Below are 17915 nucleotides of genomic sequence, written 5' to 3'. Positions count from 1 at the left end.
GTAATGGCAAAGCCGAGCAGTACTAATTGCCCAAACGCTTTTTATTGTCTGTGTATCAGTCATAACCTGATCAATCTGTTGTTCTTCTTTTGTGTTTTGTCATTTTAATATTTAAGATCTTATGGTGATTTTAGCGGTGGTGTTCACCTCTTCCCTTTCCGAACAGAGAAGTTAAGCCCACCAGCGCCGATGGTACTGCCGTTTTGGTGGAAGAGTAGGTCGTTGCCAATTTTTTATTAATCCCCGTTTCATTTACTTGATTCGGGGATTTTTTTTGCGTTTAAATTTGAATAGAATTTAATAACCGATTCAGAGGTTCATTTAAAAAACCTAATTTTGGTTTTCGTTTTGAAACAAAAGACCATGAAAAACTTATTAGGAATTTTATTCGTCGTCCTGGCCTCCAATGCCTTTGCGCAGTTTCCTCCACCCGCCAATTTTCAATTTAGTTATGAATACATCATGTGCAACGAATCCGGCGAATGTGCCGGACAGTGGCTCTACGGGCCAACCTATTGCTCGCATTGGACCTGGGATTCCCCGAGCGCAAATTCAACCGTTGCTAACTTAGAAAACTACAAGCTATATTATTTCGATTTCTTATCGAGGGATACCATCGTACTAGCTACTCCGGTTGAAACGTATTTTGATATGGAAATAGGAATAATGGGCGAAATGTGGGTAACCGCTATTTATTCAAATCCCGTCGGCGAATCGGAACCATCGGAAATTATCGTCAACGAGGATTTGCCCATTTCAATTGACGAAAATCCAGGGATGGATAAGATTGTGGTGTATTATGATAATAGTTTGCAAGAAATTAGAATCGAAAATGCTGACGCGGTTTCCGAAATCATTATTTATGATGTGAAGGGGCAGTTGGTTCAATCCCAAAGGTCAGCAAAAAGTAGCATCAGCGTTGAGCTGCTATCCAGAGGGCTTTACGTAGTCGAAATATTTTTTGGTAATCAGGAAGTGGTGCGGCGGAAAATTGTAAAGTAGCGCCGTTCTTTCAGGGGTAGAACTATTTTTCGTTTTAAGAAATTTCACAAAATAAGTCTCAAATATTTGTAACGATTGAGATCATTGAATTTTTACTACTGAAATTTATTTGCGATTTGTTTTTATTGCCGTTAGGATTTATTGGAAAAGTGCTGGCATCCGAGCAGACAAGCTCCCTCTTATTATGTATTTTTGCCAAAAAAGTCTATGAGCCACCTTATCGCACCTTCCGTTTTATCAGCCAACTTTGGACATCTTTTTGCCGAAATAGAGATGCTCAACCACAGCCAGGCCGACTGGATTCATGTGGACGTGATGGACGGCGTGTTTGTTCCCAATATTTCTTTTGGCTTCCCAATCATCAAATATCTGAAGTCGGTAGCCGAAAAACCGCTCGATGTGCATCTGATGATTGTAGAACCGGAGCGTTATTTTCAGGAGTTTAAAAATAGTGGTGCCGATCTGCTTACGATCCAATACGAAGCGAGCACCCACCTACACCGCAGCATCCAATCAATTCGCGAGCTGGGGATGAAACCCGGCGTGGCCATAAATCCGCACACCAACATTTTGCTGCTCGAAGATATTATCGCCGATGTGCACCATGTGCTGGTGATGAGCGTGAATCCGGGTTTCGGTGGGCAGAAGTTTATCGAACACAGCCTGCGGAAAATTTCCGACCTAAAAGAATTGATTTTGGATCGATCGTCGAAAGCGCTCATCGAAGTGGATGGCGGTATTACCTTGGAAAACGCTCCACATCTTCTCAGAGCCGGCGCTGACGTGCTTGTTGCCGGCCACACCATTTTCTCGCAACCCGATCCGACAGCAATGATCCGCAATCTTAAAGAATTAAAAATCGACAGGTCGTAATGATTTACGAAAAAGTGGTACTGATTGGCGCTGGGCGTGTTGCTTTTCATTTAGCGAAAGCGATAAACTACACTGGCCGAAAAATCGTGCAGGTCTACAGCCGCCATCTCAGTAATGCGCGTGAACTTGCTGCTGTTTATCAGGCTGATTTTACCGATGAGATTAATAATCTCGACGCTTCCGCAGATATTTACATCATTGCCATTTCCGACGATGCCATTGCCGGCGTTGCCAATCAGTTGGCTGTAGCCGATAAAATGGTGGTGCACACTTCCGGCTCCACACCAATGAATGCGCTCAAACCGGCTTCAGCAAATTATGGCGTACTTTATCCGTTGCAATCGTTTGCGGTTAACGCTAATATTGATTTCACTAAAGTTCCGCTTTGTATAGAAGCTTGTAATCCCAGTGCCGAAGAAAACCTTTTGCAACTGGCGCACAGCCTGAGCAATGACGTGCGGCGAATCGATTCTGATACACGCATGCAAATTCATATTGCTGCTGTTTTTGCTAATAATTTTACCAACTTTATGTATTTGATGGCACAGGAAATTCTCTCCGAAGGAAAAGTAGATTTTGATGTCCTAATGCCGTTGATCGAGGAAACTACTCGTAAATTGCAACATCAAAACCCGCATGAAGCGCAGACGGGGCCTGCCAGGCGCGCCGACAATGGTATTATTCGAAAACATCTCGAACATCTTAAAAATCATCCCGAAAAACAGGAAATTTACAAGTTGTTGAGCCAATTTATCCACGAACATTTTCATCAAAAAAAATAGTACTCTTCTTTCATCGATTCAAATTAATACATTTCACATGGTTGTAAAAAATTACAAAGAGCTTCTCAAAGATATCACCACTCTGATTTTCGATTATGATGGCGTTTTCACGGATGGCAAAGTGTTGCTTACCGAGAATGGCGAGCAGTTGCGCACGGCCAACGTAAAAGATGGTTATGCGCTGCAACTTGCCAAAAAGAAAGGATATCGTATCGTGGTGATTTCCGGTGGTACCTCCGAGTCAGTGCGTCTGCGAATGATTGGCCTTAAAATCAGCGACGTTTTTATCCGCGTGGAACACAAGTTGAAAATTTACCACGACTACATCCAGAAAAATGAGCTGCATCCGCGTGAGGTGCTTTACATGGGCGACGACATCCCCGACCTTCAGATTATGCGCGAAGCCGGCGTGGCCGTTTGTCCGGCCGATGCTGCGGAGGAAGTGAAAGAGGTTTCGCACTACATCTCGTACCTCAAAGGCGGCGAAGGCTGCGTGCGCGAAATTCTGGAGCAGGTGATGAAGGTGCAGGGAAAATGGATGAATGATGACGCTTATGCCTGGTGACGATGGTAGTAAACGGGAAAAATTACCGGACAGTCTGGATGCAGGGCACCTCGGTGTTTATGATTGAGCAAAACCTGCTGCCTTTCCGTTTTGAAATTGTTGAGTGCAAAGATTATCAACAATCTTGTGATGCCATTAAAACGATGATTGTGCGGGGTGCGGGCGCTTTGGGAGCCGCTGCCGGTTTTGCCATGGCACAGGCATTTTTACAAAACAATACATCTGAATTTGTCGATGTCGCCCGTCGTACTATCGAAGCTACCCGACCTACCGCCCGCAATCTTTTTTATGCTACGGAGCGGGTTTATCGGGCTGGCCTGATATCGCCACAAGCTGCCACCGACGAAGCACTGGCTGTTGCCGATAAGGACGCTGCCGATTCGCAGGACATCGGTCGGTATGGAAATGAATTAATAAAAAACGGATTCCGCATCCTGACCCATTGCAACGCCGGCTGGCTCGCCTTTGTCGATTATGGCACCGCGTTATCGCCCATTTATCAGGCGTATGAGCAGGGTAAAAAAGTTTTCGTGTGGGTGGACGAAACACGGCCGCGCAGCCAGGGCGCCCGACTTACAGCCTGGGAGCTGAACAACGCCAATATCCCACACCGAATTATCGCTGATAATGCAGCGGCCTGGCTGATGGCGCAGGGCGAAGTGGATATGGTAATCACGGGCGCCGATCGCATTGCCGCCAACGGCGATACGGCCAACAAAATCGGAACCCTCGGTAAAGCCATTGCGGCAAACGCTTTTGGAATTCCTTTTTACATTGCAGCGCCTTTGTCTACTTTCGATCGCAACTGTAAAACCGGAAAAGAAATAACGATTGAAAACAGAGATCAGGATGAGGTGCTTTTTCAGGAAGGCCCTGATGCGCAGGGAGAGACGCATCGAATTCGTGTGGCGTCGCCAGGTTCGCAGGCGCTCAATCCTGCTTTCGACGTTACGCCAGCGCGTTACATCACCGGCATCATCACAGAAAAGGGAATTGTAAACCCCGACGTTGCCGCTATTGCGGAATTATTCCTGTGAAATTTGTATCAGCGTCACCTCGGCTGAGCCGCCCTCGGGCTGCAGACTGATCCAGTTATTGTCTTCGCTGAACCATTTGTACTGCCCGCCCACTTTTACAAGGTAATCGCGTTGCCCGTCCGACTCAGGAATATTGATTACAAATCCACCATTTTTCGTATTGCCCTTGCCGTAATTCAGGAAGAGTTTAAACTCGCGGCCACTCATGTTGCGCGCTTTCAGCAACACATAGCTCTCCTTGCGTCCCTGGCGGGGAACAGGCTGAAAGTCGTATCGCTTCAGTGCATTGTTATCGAGCAGCTCAATGCTTTTTACTACATCCACCACCACATTTGCTTCAATAATTTTTGAAATTTGCCGGATGCGCTCGTTGGGGTAAGTTTCGGATGGCAAAATTTTGGCGGCAGCCATATACGACTGGATGGCGTTGTCGTAAACTTTCTGATCGAAATAGCGGTCGGCTTCACGAATCATAGCGTTGTATTCCTGCCTCACTTTTTCATAGGCCGCTGCCAGTGCCGAATCAATTTCTGCAATACGCTGTGTGGGGTAGGTCTCCTGCGGGAAAATTGCCGCAGCCTGTTTGTAAGCTGCTTTCGACTTTTCGTAATTGGCGGCATCAAAATGGAAGTCAGCCGTTTTTATCAGCGTCTGATATTGATCCTGTTTCTGTGCAATTGCTGCTGCCTGATCGGTCAACAAAGTTTCTATTTCCGCAATTCTTGCTTGCGGGTACGTTTCATCAGGTTTTAATTCTGCTGCATTTTGGTATTCCGCTTTCGCTAAATTATATTTTTCGGTAGCAAACGCCTGGTCAGCGGCGGCAATGGCCGAAGTATAGGCAGCGTCAATTTCTGCCAGCGAGGACAGCAAAGTTTCTATCGCCAAAATTCTCGTCTGTGGATACGATTCTTTTGGTTTCAATCCCGATGCTTTTTGATATTCCGCTTTCGCGGAAGTGTAATCTTTTGCAGCAAAAGCCTGATCGGCAGCAGCAATGGCCGAGGTGTAGGCGGCATCAGTTTCCGCAAGTGAGCCCAGCAAAGTTTCAATTTCTGCAATTCTCGTCTGCGGATAAGCTTCTTCGGGTTTCAGTCCGACGGCTTTTTGGTATTCCATTTTAGCGGAAGCGAAATCTTCGATAGCAAAAGCCTGATCGGCAGCAGCAATGGCCGAGGTGTAGGCGGCATCGGTTTCGGCAAACGAGGCCATCAAAGTTTCTATTTCAGAGATTCTTGATTTTGGATAAGTTTCTTCTGGCTTGAGTTCTTTTGCTTTTTGATACTCCATTTTTGCGGAAGCGTATTCTTCAATAGCAAAAGCCTGATCGGCAGTAGCAATGGCCGAAGTGTAAGCGGCATCGGTTTCTGCAAACGAGGACAGCAAAGTTTCTATTTCGGATATTCTTGTTTTAGGATAAGTTTCGTCGGGTTTCAGTCCGGCGGCTTTCTGGTATTCCATTTTAGCGGAAGCGTATTCTTCTGCAGCAAAAGCCTGGTCGGCGGAAGCAATGGCTAAAGTGTAAGCGGCATCAGTTTCTGCGAGTGAGGCCATCAAAGTTTCTATTTCAGAAATTCTCGTTTTTGGATAGTTTTCGTCGGGTTTCAGTCCGGCGGCTTTCTGGTATTCCATTTTAGCGGAAGCATATTCTTCAATAGCAAAAGCCTGATCGGCAGAAGCAATGGCGGAAGTATAAGCGGCATCAGTTTCTGCGAGTGAGCCCAGCAAAGTTTCTATTTCAGAGATTCTTGTCTGCGGATAAGTTTCTTCTGGTTTTAATCCGGCAGCTTTCTGATATTCCATTTTAGCGGAAGCGAAATCTTCGATAGCAAACGCCTGGTCGGCAGCGGCAATGGCCGAAGTGTAAGCGGCATCGGTTTCGGCAAGCGACGAAAGCAAGGTTTCTATTTCAGAAATCTTTGTTTTTGGATACGTTTCTTCTGGTTTTAATCCGGTGGCTTTTTGGTATTCCAATTTAGCGGAAGCGAAATCTTCGGCAGCAAATGCCTGGTCGGCTGCAGCAATGGCTGAAGTGTAAGCCGCTTCGGTTTCGGCAAACGAGGCCATCAAAGTTTCTATTTCCGTAATTCTTGACTTTGGATAGGTTTCATCGGGTTTCAGTCCGGCGGCTTTTTGGTACTCCGCTTTTGCGGAAGTGTAATCTTTTGCAGCAAAAGCCTGGTCGGCGGAAGCAATGGCTGAAGTGTAAGCCGCTTCGGTTTCGGCAAACGAGGCCATCAAAATTTCTATTTCAGAGATTCTTGATTTTGGATAGGTTTCTTCTGGTTTGAATTCCGCGGCTTTCTGATATTCTTCTTTAGCGGAAGCGAAATCTTCGGCAGCAAAAGCCTGGTCGGCGGCAGCAATGGCCAAAGTGTAAGCTGCGTCGGTTTCGGCTAGTGACGATAGCAAAGTTTCTATTTCAGAAATCTTTGTTTTTGGATAGGTTTCTTCGGGTTTCAGTCCGGTGGCTTTTTGGTATTCCGCTTTCGCAGAGGAATAATCCTGCGCGGCAAAAGCCTGATCGGCAGTAGCAATGGCCGAAGTGTAAGCGGCTTCGGTTTCGGCAAACGAGGCCATCAAAGTTTCTATTTCAGAGATTCTTGATTTTGGATAAGTTTCTTCTGGTTTCAGTCCGGTGGCTTTTTGGTATTCCATTTTAGCGGAAGCGTATTCTTCTGCAGCAAAAGCCTGGTCGGCGGCAGCAATAGCTGAAGTGTAAGCTGCTTCGGTTTCGGCAAACGAGGCCATCAAAGTTTCTATTTCAGAAATTCTTGTTTTCGGATAAGCTTCTTCTGGCTTGAGTTCTGTTGCTTTTTGGTATTCTATTTTCGCAGAAGCGTATTCTTCAGTAGCAAAAGCCTGATCGGCGGTAGCAATGGTCGTAGTGTAAGCGGCATCAGTTTCCGCCAGCGACGCCAGTAAAGTTTCTATTTCTACAATTCTTGTTTTCGGATACGATTCTTCTGGTTTCAATTCCGTTGCTTTCTGGTATTCCAATTTAGCGGAAGCGAAATCTTCGATAGCAAATGCCTGGTCAGCGGCGGCAATGGCCGTAGTGTAGGCGGCATCAGTTTCCGCCAGCGACGCCAGTAAAGTTTCTATTTCTACAATTCTTGTTTTCGGATACGATTCTTCTGGTTTCAATTCCGTTGCTTTCTGGTATTCCATTTTAGCGGAAGCGTATTCTTCAGTAGCAAAAGCCTGATCGGCAGCAGCAATGGCCGAAGTGTATGCGGCATCGTTTTCTGCAATTCCGATTTTCAATTGCAGCTCATTCATTTTGTTGCGGGGAAACTCTTCATCAGGTTTTAGATTGGAAGCCGTGGTGTAGGCAGCAAGTGCCGCCTTGTCGTTGCCGGTTTCTTCAGCGCTTTTTCCATCGGCCAGCGCCTGCAGGTATTGCTCCTCCGTGGTAGCCATTTGTTCGATGAGCCGTGTTGCCTCGGTGATGCGCACTTTGGGATAGCTCTCCTCGGGCATCAGCCGGCTGGCTTCCTGGTATTGCGGTAACGCTTCCAAATATTTTTTCTGATCAAAAAACCCATCGGCATCAGCCAAAGCAGCATCGTAAGCCTGCCGGCGTTGCAAAGTTTCGCCTTCACGTTTGGCAATAGTCTCATCGATGCGGCTGATCATACTCCCGGGGTAGGCTTCATCTTTTTTTACCTGCTGCGCCTGCTGGTAGGCGGTGCGGGCCTTTTGATAATCGAGATTGACGTAGAGTTCGTCGGCATGGGCTACCGCTTCTTCATAGTCGGCTTTGGTGCGTAAGTAACGATCTATTTCAGCGATTTTTTCTCTTGGCACAGCTTCACCGGGCTTTATTTGAAGGGCTTTTTGAAACTCCGTTTTTGCCTGATCATATTGCCTGTTTTCAAAATAAGCCAGGCCGAATTTTATAAAACTATTGTAATCCTTGTCGAGGCTTTCGTTTTGTTTGATCATTGCGTTAAGCTCCAGAATGCGGCTGGTAGCATGATCCTGTCCAGGGTTCAGGTCGTTGGCGGCGATATATTTATCCAACGCCTGCTGCCATTTTTCCTGTTGGTGCAAATTGTCGGCTTCGTTCACCAGGCTGTTGTAGCGGCCATCGGATGGCTCGGTGATGCCCAGCGCTTTGTTGATCTCGTTGATGCGTTCCTGCGGATGCTTCTCGGCAGGGCGGAGTTGCAGTGCCTGCCGGAAAACAGCTTTGGCACCGTTGTAATCCTTTTCAAAATAAAGCTTTTCGGCCTGGTTGAGCACCGTGTTATAATCAGCTTTTTCAGCACCGTTTTGCGCTGTAACCAGATGAAAGGAAAAGGAAAAAAACAACAATAAAATCAGGCGATATCTAACAGTAGGTTTTGCCGCAAACATGCACATGCTTCTTAGGTTATCGATCAGCTATTGAATCTTACTTATCAGGAAATTACAAGTCAATCTATAAACCGCCAATGGCCGAAAATATTGTTTTGAAGGCGTCGGGCGGAGGAGTGTTTTGATTAGAGAATTTTGCCGTCGACGATGGTGAGTTTGCGGTCGGCCATATCGGCCAGGGCGGTGTTGTGTGTGACGATGATAAAAGTTTGGTTGAGCTTGCTGCGCAGGTCGAAGAAAAGCTGGTGCAATTCTACCGCCGATTTGGAGTCGAGGTTGCCGGAAGGCTCGTCGGCCAGGATTACAGCAGGGTCGTTGATCAGCGCACGGGCAACGGCCAGGCGTTGTTGCTCGCCGCCTGAGAGCTGTGCTGGTTTGTGTGTGGCGCGATCTTCCAGGTTTAAAAATTTAAGAAGTTTATGTGCTTTTTGTTCGGCAGCACTGCGGCTGATGCCTTGAATAAAAGCAGGAATGCACACATTTTCTATCGCCGTGAACTCGGGCAGCAGGTGGTGAAACTGAAACACAAAACCGATCTGGCGGTTGCGGAACTCTGAAAACTTTCGTTCGGGCAGCAGGTCGATTTGCAGATTGTCGTAAAAAATACTTCCCTTGTCGGGACGGTCGAGCGTGCCCAGGATGTGCAGCAGGGTGCTCTTGCCCGCCCCCGATGCTCCGACAATCGACACAATTTCTCCTTTTTGAATCTCCAGGTCGATACCTTTGAGCACGTGTAGGCTGCCATAGGATTTGTGGATGTTTTCGGCTCTGATCATAATATAAAGAAGGATGGTTTAAAAGGGAGTTTTAAAATTTTCGAAAAGAGGAGCCGTCTGATCTTTTGCGCTAAGCACCGGATTTTCTATGCCCCACTGGATGTTTAGAGTCGGGTCGTCCCAGCGGAGTGCACCTTCGGAGGCTTTATTAAAAACGTTGGTGCATTTGTAAAAAAATACGGTTCGCTCGGCCAGTGTTAAAAAACCATGGGCAAAGCCTTCGGGTATCCAGTACATCCATTTATTTTCTTCGGTAAGAACGATGGAAGCCCATTTGCCGTAAGTGGGGGAGTGGCGCCGCAAGTCGACCGCTACATCCAGCACCGAGCCCTGCATCACGCGCACAAGTTTTCCTTGTGTATGAGGCGGCTGCTGAAAATGCATCCCACGCAGCACATGCAGCCCGGAGCAAGACTCGTTGTCCTGTACAAAATCGGCGGGAATGCCGTGCTCCATAAATTTTTTTCGATTGTAGCTTTCAAAAAAATAGCCACGTTCGTCTTCAAACACGTCGGGCTTTATGATCAGCAGGTCTTTTATTTCTGTTTCTACAACAACCATCTTGGATTTATTTGCGGCCAAAGATACACAAGAACCGAAAACTTCAACTTGTAAGATGGATCAGCCGGAATGCTTTTGCGAAAAAATGAAGTATCTAAAAGAGGATGCCGATTTTTAATCCTGCCGAAAGGCTCAACGGAACTTCGTCGGAGACGATGGCATAACCATAGTGATATTCGCCTCCCTGATTGTCGAAGCCATAGCCGGCGCCGGCATAAAAATCCACCAAAAAGATATCATTGATTACCCACTGTTTACCAAGCACCAGTTGAATCATTAAAGAAAAATTTTCGATGCGTTTGGTACTGTGGTTATAGTCGGGGTAGCCGGGGTTGTAATAGTCTTCTTCGTCAGAAGAGTAGTAGCCGAAACCAATTTCGGGTTTGATGTAGGCGCCTTTGAGTATATGGGCATAGCGCAAATTACGAACGTAAAAATCAGGGGATTTGATAAACTTTACACCATATTTTATAAACGTGCCACGTGGATTATTGTCTCGTGTATCGATGCCCAGGCCAATAATTCCAATAGTACCTTCCATACTTTTACCGGGCGTGAGGCTGTATTCGTAAGCCAGCGTGGTGTTGCCGGTAAGTGGGGCCAGGAAATCTACCTTCAGCACATTTTTGTTTTGATCCAGGTAATGAGTCGGATTGTCGATTCCTGTGATAAAAGTAAGCTCCTGTCCATTTTCAAAAATCAGCTTCTGAATTTTTTCGGTGTCCATTGTAAAAAGCACATCTGCCGGATAGTCAAATCGGATGTATTTCACCTCTTCGCTGCCCACTTCTTTCACTTTGCAGCGAAGCGTGTCGGAGCTGTAGTTGATAATCATATCCTGTGCATTGGCTGCTGGTGCCAACAAAAGCATCATTAGCAGCATTGCTATTTTGTTTGTTTTCATTTTTCTAAACTTTATCTAATGGGTTTTTATCAAAACATCAGATTACAAAGCTAATGCCAACTCACTGATTGTTTGACGTTTTTATAGGAGCTTTTTTGCGGATTAATTCCGCCTCTTTTGTGAAGGAATTTTGCTGCGATTACTTTTCTCTTCAATTTATTTTATCGGACATCTAACCAACATCACACAACAGCCTTCAGCATTTCGTTTATCTTTGCGGCAAAAATATACAGAGCATGAGCGAATATTTAACACCTACCGAACCGGAATATCAGGTTCGCATCGGATTTACCCACGGCGACATCAACGGCATAGGTTACGAAGTGATTATAAAAACACTGATGGACAAACGTATCATGGAAATGATCAACCCGGTGGTTTTTGGTAATTCCAAAGTAGCCTCTTATCACCGCAAGACACTTAATGTAAAGGATTTCAATTTTAATCTTGTTAAAAAAGCTGACGCTACCAATCCTTCCCGTGCTAACATTGTAAACATCGACGATCAGGAGGTGAAAATACAACTGGGTGTAGCTACCGAAACGAGTGGTGAGATGGCTTACCTCTCCCTCAAAGCAGCTGTGGAGTCGATGGATCGCGGTGAGATTGATGCCATTGTTACCGCGCCAATCAACAAGAAAAACATCCAGTCCAAAGATTTTGATTTCCCCGGACACACAGAGTTTTTTGCAAGTCGTTATAATGTTGATAACTTCCTGATGCTGATGGTGAGCGGCGGTTTCCGCATAGGAGTTGTTACAGGCCACATTCCTTTGCGCGATGTTCCGAACGCACTCAACGAAAATCTTATCCTCAACAAGTTGCAGATCATGCACGATACATTGCGACGTGATTTTGGCATTGTAAAACCGCGTATCGCTCTGTTGGGACTCAACCCACATGCCGGCGACAACGGGCTGCTTGGCAAAGAAGAGCAGGAGATTATCATTCCGGCCATAGCAAAAGCTTTCGATGATGGCATGCTGGTCTTTGGCCCTTATCCTGCCGACGGTTTTTTTGCCACCAGTCAATACATGCAGTTCGACGGTATTCTGGCCATGTACCACGATCAGGGGTTGGTGCCTTTCAAGGCGCTGGCTTTCGACAGCGGTGTAAACTATACCGCCGGCCTGCCCATTATTCGCACTTCGCCGGCTCACGGCACAGCCTATGATATCGCCGGAAAGGACAAAGCCAGCGAGGTTAGCATGCGTGCGGCTGTATATCTTGCCTGCGACATTTTCCGCAATCGCACCGAGTTTGATCTGTCAAACGCTAATCCGCTCGATGAAGACGATAACGACAACGGAAATAACAGTCGATAGCAACGGGGAAGTTGTCGGGTTATCAGGTTAACGTTGTTGTAGAGAAAGTTCATGAATTTTCTGTGCCACTATGTTTCGTAGCCGGTGTGGACGAGGCTCAGCCTCGTCCTTTCTATTTCTATAGGCTTTGCCTATTGAATTTTATTTTATTGACATTTGGAATTTAGATTTTGTGTGTCAAATTTTTAATGATAAACTTTAAAATTCCATGCAGAGCCAGAAGTTTACGATTAGTGAGATTGTAAAAATTCTCCAGGGAAAACTCGTGCCCTGGCTGGTTGCCGACGTTGCCATCAATGACATCATCATCGACAGCCGGCGCCTTTTTAAAGCTGAAAACACTATTTTTTTTGCGCTCAAAAGCAAGCGCAACGACGGCCACAAATACATTGGTGAGCTTTACCAACATGGGCTGCGCAATTTTGTGATTTCCAATGCCGGTTTTGATGTCTCAAATTTCCCCGAAGCCAATTTCATTCTCACCGATAACACGCTGATAGCTTTACAAACACTCGCAGCAGCTTACCGCTCGCGCTTTGATATTCCGGTGGTGGGCATTACCGGCAGCAACGGAAAAACCATCGTTAAGGAATGGCTCTACCAACTTATTTCGCCCGATCGACGTGTGGTGCGCAGCCCCAAAAGCTACAACTCGCAGGTGGGTGTACCGCTTTCGGTTTGGCAGATGGACGCCGACTATGAGCTGGCAATATTTGAAGCCGGTATTTCTGAGCCGCAGGAAATGATCCACTTGCAGCCTGTTATCCGGCCAACCATCGGCATCTTTACCAATATCGGCGAAGCGCACAGCGAAAATTTTATTAACCACCAGCAAAAAGTTGGTGAGAAGCTCAAGCTTTTTGCCAAAGTGGACACGCTGATCTATTGCCCCGATCACAAACCCATTCAGGAGGTGATTATCCGCTCTGAGATTTTGGAGGGCATCAGCGTTTTTACCTGGAGCCGGCAGCAGGTGGCAACTTTGCGCATCACGGAAGTATCGCATCCGCAGAAGCAACAATCTCGCATAAGCGGAATTTATAATGATACCAATATCTCTATCGACATTCCTTTCTCTGATGAGGCTTCCATCGAAAATGCCATCCATTGTTGGTCGCTGATGATTTTGCTTGGATACGATCAAACGACAATAAACAAGCGTATGCTTGCGCTCACGCCCATTGCCATGCGGCTGGAACTGATAGAAGGCATCAACAACTGCACGATTATTAACGACAGTTACAATTCCGACATCAACTCGCTTGCTATCGCTTTGGATTTTTTGAATCAGCATACACAGCAAACCGAGAAAACCGTGATCCTTTCGGATATTCTGCAAAGCGGTAAAAGCGACGTTTATCTATACGGAAAAATTGCCGGGATGCTTGCGCAAAAAAGCATACACCGGCTCATTGGCATCGGGCAAGCTATCAGCAAGCAATCGGAGCAGTTTACAGGAGAAGCGATATTTTTTCCGACCACAGAAGATTTCCTAAAGGCATTTTCATTTACAAAATTTCAAAATCAGGGCATCTTGCTCAAAGGTGCGCGTGTGTTTGAGTTTGAACAGATAAGTCATGCGCTGCAGCAGAAAGCACACGAAACGGTGCTCGAGATCAATCTGGATGCACTGATCCACAATCTGAACTATTACCACAGCAGGTTGCAAGCCGGCACGCGCATGATGGCTATGGTAAAGGCGGGCTCTTATGGCATGGGCAGCTTTGAGGTGGCCAATGCGCTGCAGTTGCACAAGGTAGATTATCTGGCGGTGGCTTACGCCGATGAAGGGGTGGAGCTGCGCAAAGCCGGCATCACACTGCCTATCATGGTGATGAACCCCGACCACGACAGTTTCGATGCCATCATCGGCCATAATCTGGAGCCTGAGATTTACAGCTTTCGGGTGCTGACGATGCTCGAAGATGCCATTCGCCGCAACCTGCTGCCGCGCAACAAACCCGTAAAAATCCATCTAAAAATCGATACCGGCATGCACCGGTTGGGTTTTGAGGCTGCTGATATTGAAGCTGCACTGGATCAGATTTTGGCCAACCGCCGCATTTATGTGCAAAGTGTTTTCACACATCTGGCGTCGAGCGATGTCCCTGCCGACGATGATTTTACGCGCAGCCAGATTCATCTTTTTACTAAGCTCGCCGATCAGATAATTGATAAGGTGGGGCATCCGGTGCTGAAACATGTGCTCAACACGGCTGCTATCAACCGCTATCCTGACGCGCAGTTCGACATGGTTCGGCTGGGAATTGGCTTGTATGGAATTGCACCGATAGAGTCGGAGCAGCAGGAGTTGCAAAATGTGAGTGCACTCAAGTCGACGATTTCCCAAATAAAACATATCGCAGCTGGCGAAACCATCGGCTACGGGCGTGCAGGAAAGGCCGATCAGGACATGCTGCTGGCGACCATCCCCATTGGCTATGCCGATGGATTTCATCGCATCCTGAGCAACGGCCGCGGACATATTTTTATTAAAAATAAACTCGTTCCGGTCATCGGCAACATTTGTATGGACATGACCATGGCCGACGTTACAGGCCTGGAAGTAAAAGAAGGAGATGAGGTGGTAATTTTCGGTAACGAACGCAGCATTTCAGAACTCGCCCATGAGATGGGCACCATACCTTACGAAATCCTTACGGGAATATCAAAACGCGTAAAGCGAGTGTATTTTCAGGAGTAGAAATTAATAAAGCTCTCAATCACTCCCCCAGACCCAGCCACCCAGCCAGTGTGTGCCGGTAATTATATCCGGTAGCCTTGCGCAGCTTGCTGTCATCAAAAACTGTGTCGTCTGATTCGAGGCGGAGCGCCAGTTCGGGCCAGTCAACAAATTTTATCTGTGCACCAAATTTATCAGCAACCAGTTGTGCAGCCTGCAGCAGCGAGAGGTTTTCGCCACCGATATTATAAATTTCGTTTTCCGCGTTTGGTTGCCTAATGGATGCAACCATCGCCGCTGCAATATCCGATACATGCGTAAACGTGCGCCGGATGCTTCCGTCACCAAAAAGAGTGATGGCGCCATGCTGTTGTGCCTGGCTGATAAAAAACCCGATGGTACCGTACGAAAAGCCGCCGCCAAACACATTGCCATAAGGCACACAAATCCGAAATATGGTGGAGTCGATGTCGAAAGCATTGTGGTACATCCAGAGCAGATTTTCGGCAGCCAGCTTGTTGACGGCATAGATGGTTTTGGCCTCTTTGGCGTCGGATTCCTTCAGCGCATAATCTTTTACACCTTTATAAACCAGCCTTGTCGATGGATAGACGATGCGCGCCCGGCAGCCACTTTTGCGCATCCATTGCAGCAGGTTGAGCAGGCCGGTTTCGTTAGCACGTATAAATTCCTCATGCCGGTCGAAGCCTGCGCCGGTACCGGTAAGCCCGGCCATAAAAAAGATGAAGTCAGCGGTCGCATCCAGCTGATCGAAGTCTACAGATTGGGTGATGTCGAGGCGGGCGTAGGATTGTTGTGGAAGCAGCGATTTTCCCTGCAGGTCGTATAGAGCGGTAGCAAACCCTTGCTGCTGCAGATAATCAGCCAGATGCCGGCCCAGATAGCCATTGCTGCCGATGACGATAGCTTTTTGCATGTTTTACTTTTCGTGATAGTTCAGGCGCTGCCCGACGATGTAGGTGGGGCGTCCTTTTACGTTTTCAAAAATCTTACCTACATAAATTCCAATCATTCCCAGGATGGTGATGATAAGCCCGGAAATGAACCAGATGGAGAGGAAGGTGCTCGTCCATCCCGACACGGCCTCGGCTTTTACAAAATAGCGTACCACCAGCACGATGGCCAGCAGGGCGGTAATTAATGAGATAAGCAGCCCCAGTTTTACGGTAAGGCGCAGGGGTTTGTCAGAGAAGGAAATGATGGTGTCGAAAGCCAGCGTGAGGCGTTTGCGAAAATTATAGGAAGAGCCTTTGCCGTCGGGCCTTTCGGCGTGGGCAATGGGAAGCTTGGCGAGGCGGAATCCCACCCAATGTATCATGGTGGGATAGTAGCGGTAATAGTCGTTCATGCTGCGCAGGGCATCTACAACTTTGTGATGATAAATGGCGAAATTGGCCACCGAAGGATCCATACGCGTGTTGGTAAGATAGCTCAACAGACGATAGAAAATACGTGAGAAAAACTTTTTCAGGAAGTCGTCCTGGCGGTTTTGGCGGCTGGCCAATACGATGTCAAAGCCTTCCTGCGCCTTTTGGTAAAGGTTTATGATTTCTTCGGGGCGATCCTGCAGGTCGCAGTCGAGCGTGACTACCCATTCGCTGCGGGCATGGTCGAGACCGCAGTTGAGCGCATATTGCTGGCCGAAGTTGCGGCTGTGGCGGATGCCGATAATTTTGGGGTCGCTGGCGCAGAGTTTTTCGATGATCTCCCACGAAGTGTCGGGACCATGATCTTCCACCAGGATGATTTCATAATTGTCGGTAATGGTTCCGACCGATGCCTTAATGCGTTGCACCAGCTCCTCTAACGACGCTGCTGCGCCATACACCGGGCTGATTATCGAGATTAGCGGCTTAGTTTCCATGGGTGCAAAAGTAACATTTACAGGGCAGAAAGCCGGCGAATATCATCCAGTGTTTTGCTTTGCAACAGCACATCGTGGTAATGTTTTTCGGGCGTACCGTTGGTAATGGTGCGATGAAATTCGCGTAAAGCGCCTACAAAATGATTGTCGGGCGGTAGCTGGTATTCGTGCCGTTCGCCTTGCTGTTCAAGCACTACCAGCGGACTAAAATCGGGCTTTGGCGTAAAAGCACGGTCAGCAGTGATTTTGCCACGGGTGCCCCAAATTTGGTAGTTGCCCTGATAATAATGATCGAAGCCAAAAGAAGCGTGTGCACTGATGCCATTGCCATTGTCCAAAAATGCACTTCCGTAAATATTGGTTCCCGTTTTGGGATCGATTTTGAGGTTGGCAGCTTTCACAATGAAATCGTTGCCCAGCACAAAATGTACGGCGCGCACGGTATAGCCGGCAGCGTCGAGCAGCGCGCCACCGCCAACGGCATCGTCGTAGCGGAAATTGCCGGCGGGCAAAGGCGGAAAACCAAAGTTGGCGTTAAACACGCGTACTTCGCCAATCTCACCTTTTTTTATCAAATCAAAAATAAACTTATGCTGGCTGTGGTATTGAAACATAAAATCCTCCATCAGCACCAGCTTATTTTTTTTGGCCAAAGTCACCATTTCTTCTGCGGAAGCATAATCGGCAGCAATGGATTTTTCGGCAAGTACATGTTTGCCGGCGGCGAGACTTTGTATGACCCAGGTGTGGTGCAGGCCGGTGGGCAGCGGCATGTAGATGGCGTCGATGTCTGGTCGGGAAAGCAGGTTTTCATAGCCGGTTATGGCTTCGCAGCCAAATTGCCGTGCAAATGCCTCAGCTTTTTCGGCAGTTCGGCTGGCTACTGCCACCACGTTGTATTCGGGCATCGTGAGCATGGCCGGCACAACAGAGCGCTGCGCTATGGCCGCACAGCCCATGAGTCCTACATTTATTTTTTTAACCATAAAATAATTCTCTACTTTTTATTAAAATCTGAAAGCCCACTGGTAAATCCCAAAAAACAAAAAAACAAGGATCAAATAAATCCCAAAATTCAAAAGGTGAAATTTAAGAAAAACAGACGACAATAGCTGCAGGAGTTTGAAATTTGGTTTTTGTGATTTATTTGTCATTTGGAT

14 protein-coding genes and 2 rRNA genes (1 of these 16 running past the window's edge) are annotated in these 17915 nt (G+C 47.1%); 9 read left to right on the top strand and 7 right to left on the bottom strand.

Annotated elements, in window-relative coordinates; all coding sequences use genetic code 11:
• From VFC92_12085 to mtnA, 7 genes are all read left to right on the top strand, one after another.
• Positions 1-46, top strand: a 23S ribosomal RNA gene (locus VFC92_12085); it begins 2822 nt to the left of the window's first position.
• Positions 47-120: 74 nt separating this feature from the next.
• Positions 121-231: ribosomal RNA gene (gene rrf / locus VFC92_12080) — 5S ribosomal RNA — on the top strand.
• 132 nt (positions 232-363) lie between these two features.
• The gene (locus tag VFC92_12075; GenBank protein ID HZK08923.1) at positions 364-1002 is read left to right on the top strand and encodes a T9SS type A sorting domain-containing protein; all 639 of its coding nucleotides are present in this window, start codon (positions 364-366) and stop codon (positions 1000-1002) included.
• A 207-nt stretch (positions 1003-1209) separates the two neighbouring features.
• A complete protein-coding gene (gene rpe, locus VFC92_12070) occupies positions 1210-1875 on the top strand; it encodes a ribulose-phosphate 3-epimerase (protein HZK08922.1) in 666 nt (221 codons plus the stop codon).
• Positions 1875-2657, top strand: a complete 783-nt coding sequence (locus VFC92_12065; GenBank protein ID HZK08921.1) for a Rossmann-like and DUF2520 domain-containing protein — start codon at positions 1875-1877, stop codon at positions 2655-2657. Before rpe ends, VFC92_12065 begins: the two co-directional genes overlap by 1 nt.
• Positions 2658-2694: 37 nt before the next feature.
• On the top strand, positions 2695-3222 hold the full coding sequence (locus VFC92_12060; GenBank protein HZK08920.1) for an HAD-IA family hydrolase: 528 nt from the start codon (positions 2695-2697) through the stop codon (positions 3220-3222).
• Positions 3223-3224: 2 nt separating this feature from the next.
• The gene (gene mtnA / locus VFC92_12055) at positions 3225-4259 is read left to right on the top strand and encodes an S-methyl-5-thioribose-1-phosphate isomerase (protein ID HZK08919.1); all 1035 of its coding nucleotides are present in this window, start codon (positions 3225-3227) and stop codon (positions 4257-4259) included.
• Here the strand turns inward: mtnA and VFC92_12050 are convergent.
• From VFC92_12050 to VFC92_12035, 4 genes are all read right to left on the bottom strand, one after another.
• Positions 4248-8621 carry a hypothetical protein gene (locus VFC92_12050; protein HZK08918.1) on the bottom strand — a complete coding sequence of 1458 codons (4374 nt, stop codon included), beginning with the start codon at positions 8619-8621 and terminating at the stop codon, positions 4248-4250. The genes mtnA and VFC92_12050 overlap by 12 nt on opposite strands.
• Positions 8622-8746: 125 nt before the next feature.
• Positions 8747-9397: an ABC transporter ATP-binding protein gene (locus VFC92_12045; protein HZK08917.1), complete on the bottom strand. Its 651-nt coding sequence runs from the start codon at positions 9395-9397 to the stop codon at positions 8747-8749.
• 18 nt (positions 9398-9415) lie between these two features.
• Positions 9416-9958 (bottom strand): dTDP-4-dehydrorhamnose 3,5-epimerase, encoded by a 543-nt coding sequence (rfbC, locus tag VFC92_12040; protein HZK08916.1) that lies wholly within the window; start codon positions 9956-9958, stop codon positions 9416-9418.
• A 94-nt stretch (positions 9959-10052) separates the two neighbouring features.
• A complete protein-coding gene (locus VFC92_12035) occupies positions 10053-10862 on the bottom strand; it encodes a hypothetical protein (GenBank protein HZK08915.1) in 810 nt (269 codons plus the stop codon).
• A gap of 236 nt (positions 10863-11098) precedes the next feature.
• Between VFC92_12035 and pdxA the strand changes: the two genes are divergently transcribed.
• A complete protein-coding gene (gene pdxA, locus VFC92_12030; protein HZK08914.1) occupies positions 11099-12187 on the top strand; it encodes a 4-hydroxythreonine-4-phosphate dehydrogenase PdxA in 1089 nt (362 codons plus the stop codon).
• A gap of 208 nt (positions 12188-12395) precedes the next feature.
• Positions 12396-14891 carry a bifunctional UDP-N-acetylmuramoyl-tripeptide:D-alanyl-D-alanine ligase/alanine racemase gene (locus VFC92_12025; protein HZK08913.1) on the top strand — a complete coding sequence of 832 codons (2496 nt, stop codon included), beginning with the start codon at positions 12396-12398 and terminating at the stop codon, positions 14889-14891.
• Positions 14892-14910: 19 nt separating this feature from the next.
• Here the strand turns inward: VFC92_12025 and VFC92_12020 are convergent, their stop codons facing one another.
• The 3 genes from VFC92_12020 to VFC92_12010 are packed head-to-tail and all read right to left on the bottom strand — an operon-like array spanning position 14911 to position 17741.
• Complete coding sequence (locus VFC92_12020; protein ID HZK08912.1) at positions 14911-15807, bottom strand: SDR family oxidoreductase; 897 nt, start codon at positions 15805-15807, stop codon at positions 14911-14913.
• Between the two features lie 3 nt (positions 15808-15810).
• A complete protein-coding gene (locus tag VFC92_12015) occupies positions 15811-16755 on the bottom strand; it encodes a glycosyltransferase family 2 protein (protein ID HZK08911.1) in 945 nt (314 codons plus the stop codon).
• Positions 16756-16772: 17 nt separating this feature from the next.
• Positions 16773-17741, bottom strand: coding sequence for a Gfo/Idh/MocA family oxidoreductase (locus tag VFC92_12010; protein HZK08910.1), 969 nt, complete (start codon positions 17739-17741; stop codon positions 16773-16775).
• Between the last annotated feature and the right edge of the window lie 174 nt (positions 17742-17915).

This window comes from Bacteroidales bacterium (genome assembly GCA_035647615.1).
In the GTDB taxonomy this organism is placed as follows: Bacteria; Bacteroidota; Bacteroidia; order Bacteroidales; family 4484-276; genus SABY01.
This window is presented reverse-complemented; position numbering and strand designations above follow the sequence as displayed.

Coding starts and splice junctions, on each gene's coding strand:
- VFC92_12075 (HZK08923.1), top strand. CDS start 364: ATGAAAAACTTATTAGGAATTTTATTCGTCGTCCTGGCCTCCAATGCC.
- rpe (HZK08922.1), top strand. CDS start 1,210: ATGAGCCACCTTATCGCACCTTCCGTTTTATCAGCCAACTTTGGACAT.
- VFC92_12065 (HZK08921.1), top strand. CDS start 1,875: ATGATTTACGAAAAAGTGGTACTGATTGGCGCTGGGCGTGTTGCTTTT.
- VFC92_12060 (HZK08920.1), top strand. CDS start 2,695: ATGGTTGTAAAAAATTACAAAGAGCTTCTCAAAGATATCACCACTCTG.
- mtnA (HZK08919.1), top strand. CDS start 3,225: ATGGTAGTAAACGGGAAAAATTACCGGACAGTCTGGATGCAGGGCACC.
- VFC92_12050 (HZK08918.1), bottom strand. CDS start 8,621: ATGTTTGCGGCAAAACCTACTGTTAGATATCGCCTGATTTTATTGTTG.
- VFC92_12045 (HZK08917.1), bottom strand. CDS start 9,397: ATGATCAGAGCCGAAAACATCCACAAATCCTATGGCAGCCTACACGTG.
- rfbC (HZK08916.1), bottom strand. CDS start 9,958: ATGGTTGTTGTAGAAACAGAAATAAAAGACCTGCTGATCATAAAGCCC.
- VFC92_12035 (HZK08915.1), bottom strand. CDS start 10,862: ATGAAAACAAACAAAATAGCAATGCTGCTAATGATGCTTTTGTTGGCA.
- pdxA (HZK08914.1), top strand. CDS start 11,099: ATGAGCGAATATTTAACACCTACCGAACCGGAATATCAGGTTCGCATC.
- VFC92_12025 (HZK08913.1), top strand. CDS start 12,396: ATGCAGAGCCAGAAGTTTACGATTAGTGAGATTGTAAAAATTCTCCAG.
- VFC92_12020 (HZK08912.1), bottom strand. CDS start 15,807: ATGCAAAAAGCTATCGTCATCGGCAGCAATGGCTATCTGGGCCGGCAT.
- VFC92_12015 (HZK08911.1), bottom strand. CDS start 16,755: ATGGAAACTAAGCCGCTAATCTCGATAATCAGCCCGGTGTATGGCGCA.
- VFC92_12010 (HZK08910.1), bottom strand. CDS start 17,741: ATGGTTAAAAAAATAAATGTAGGACTCATGGGCTGTGCGGCCATAGCG.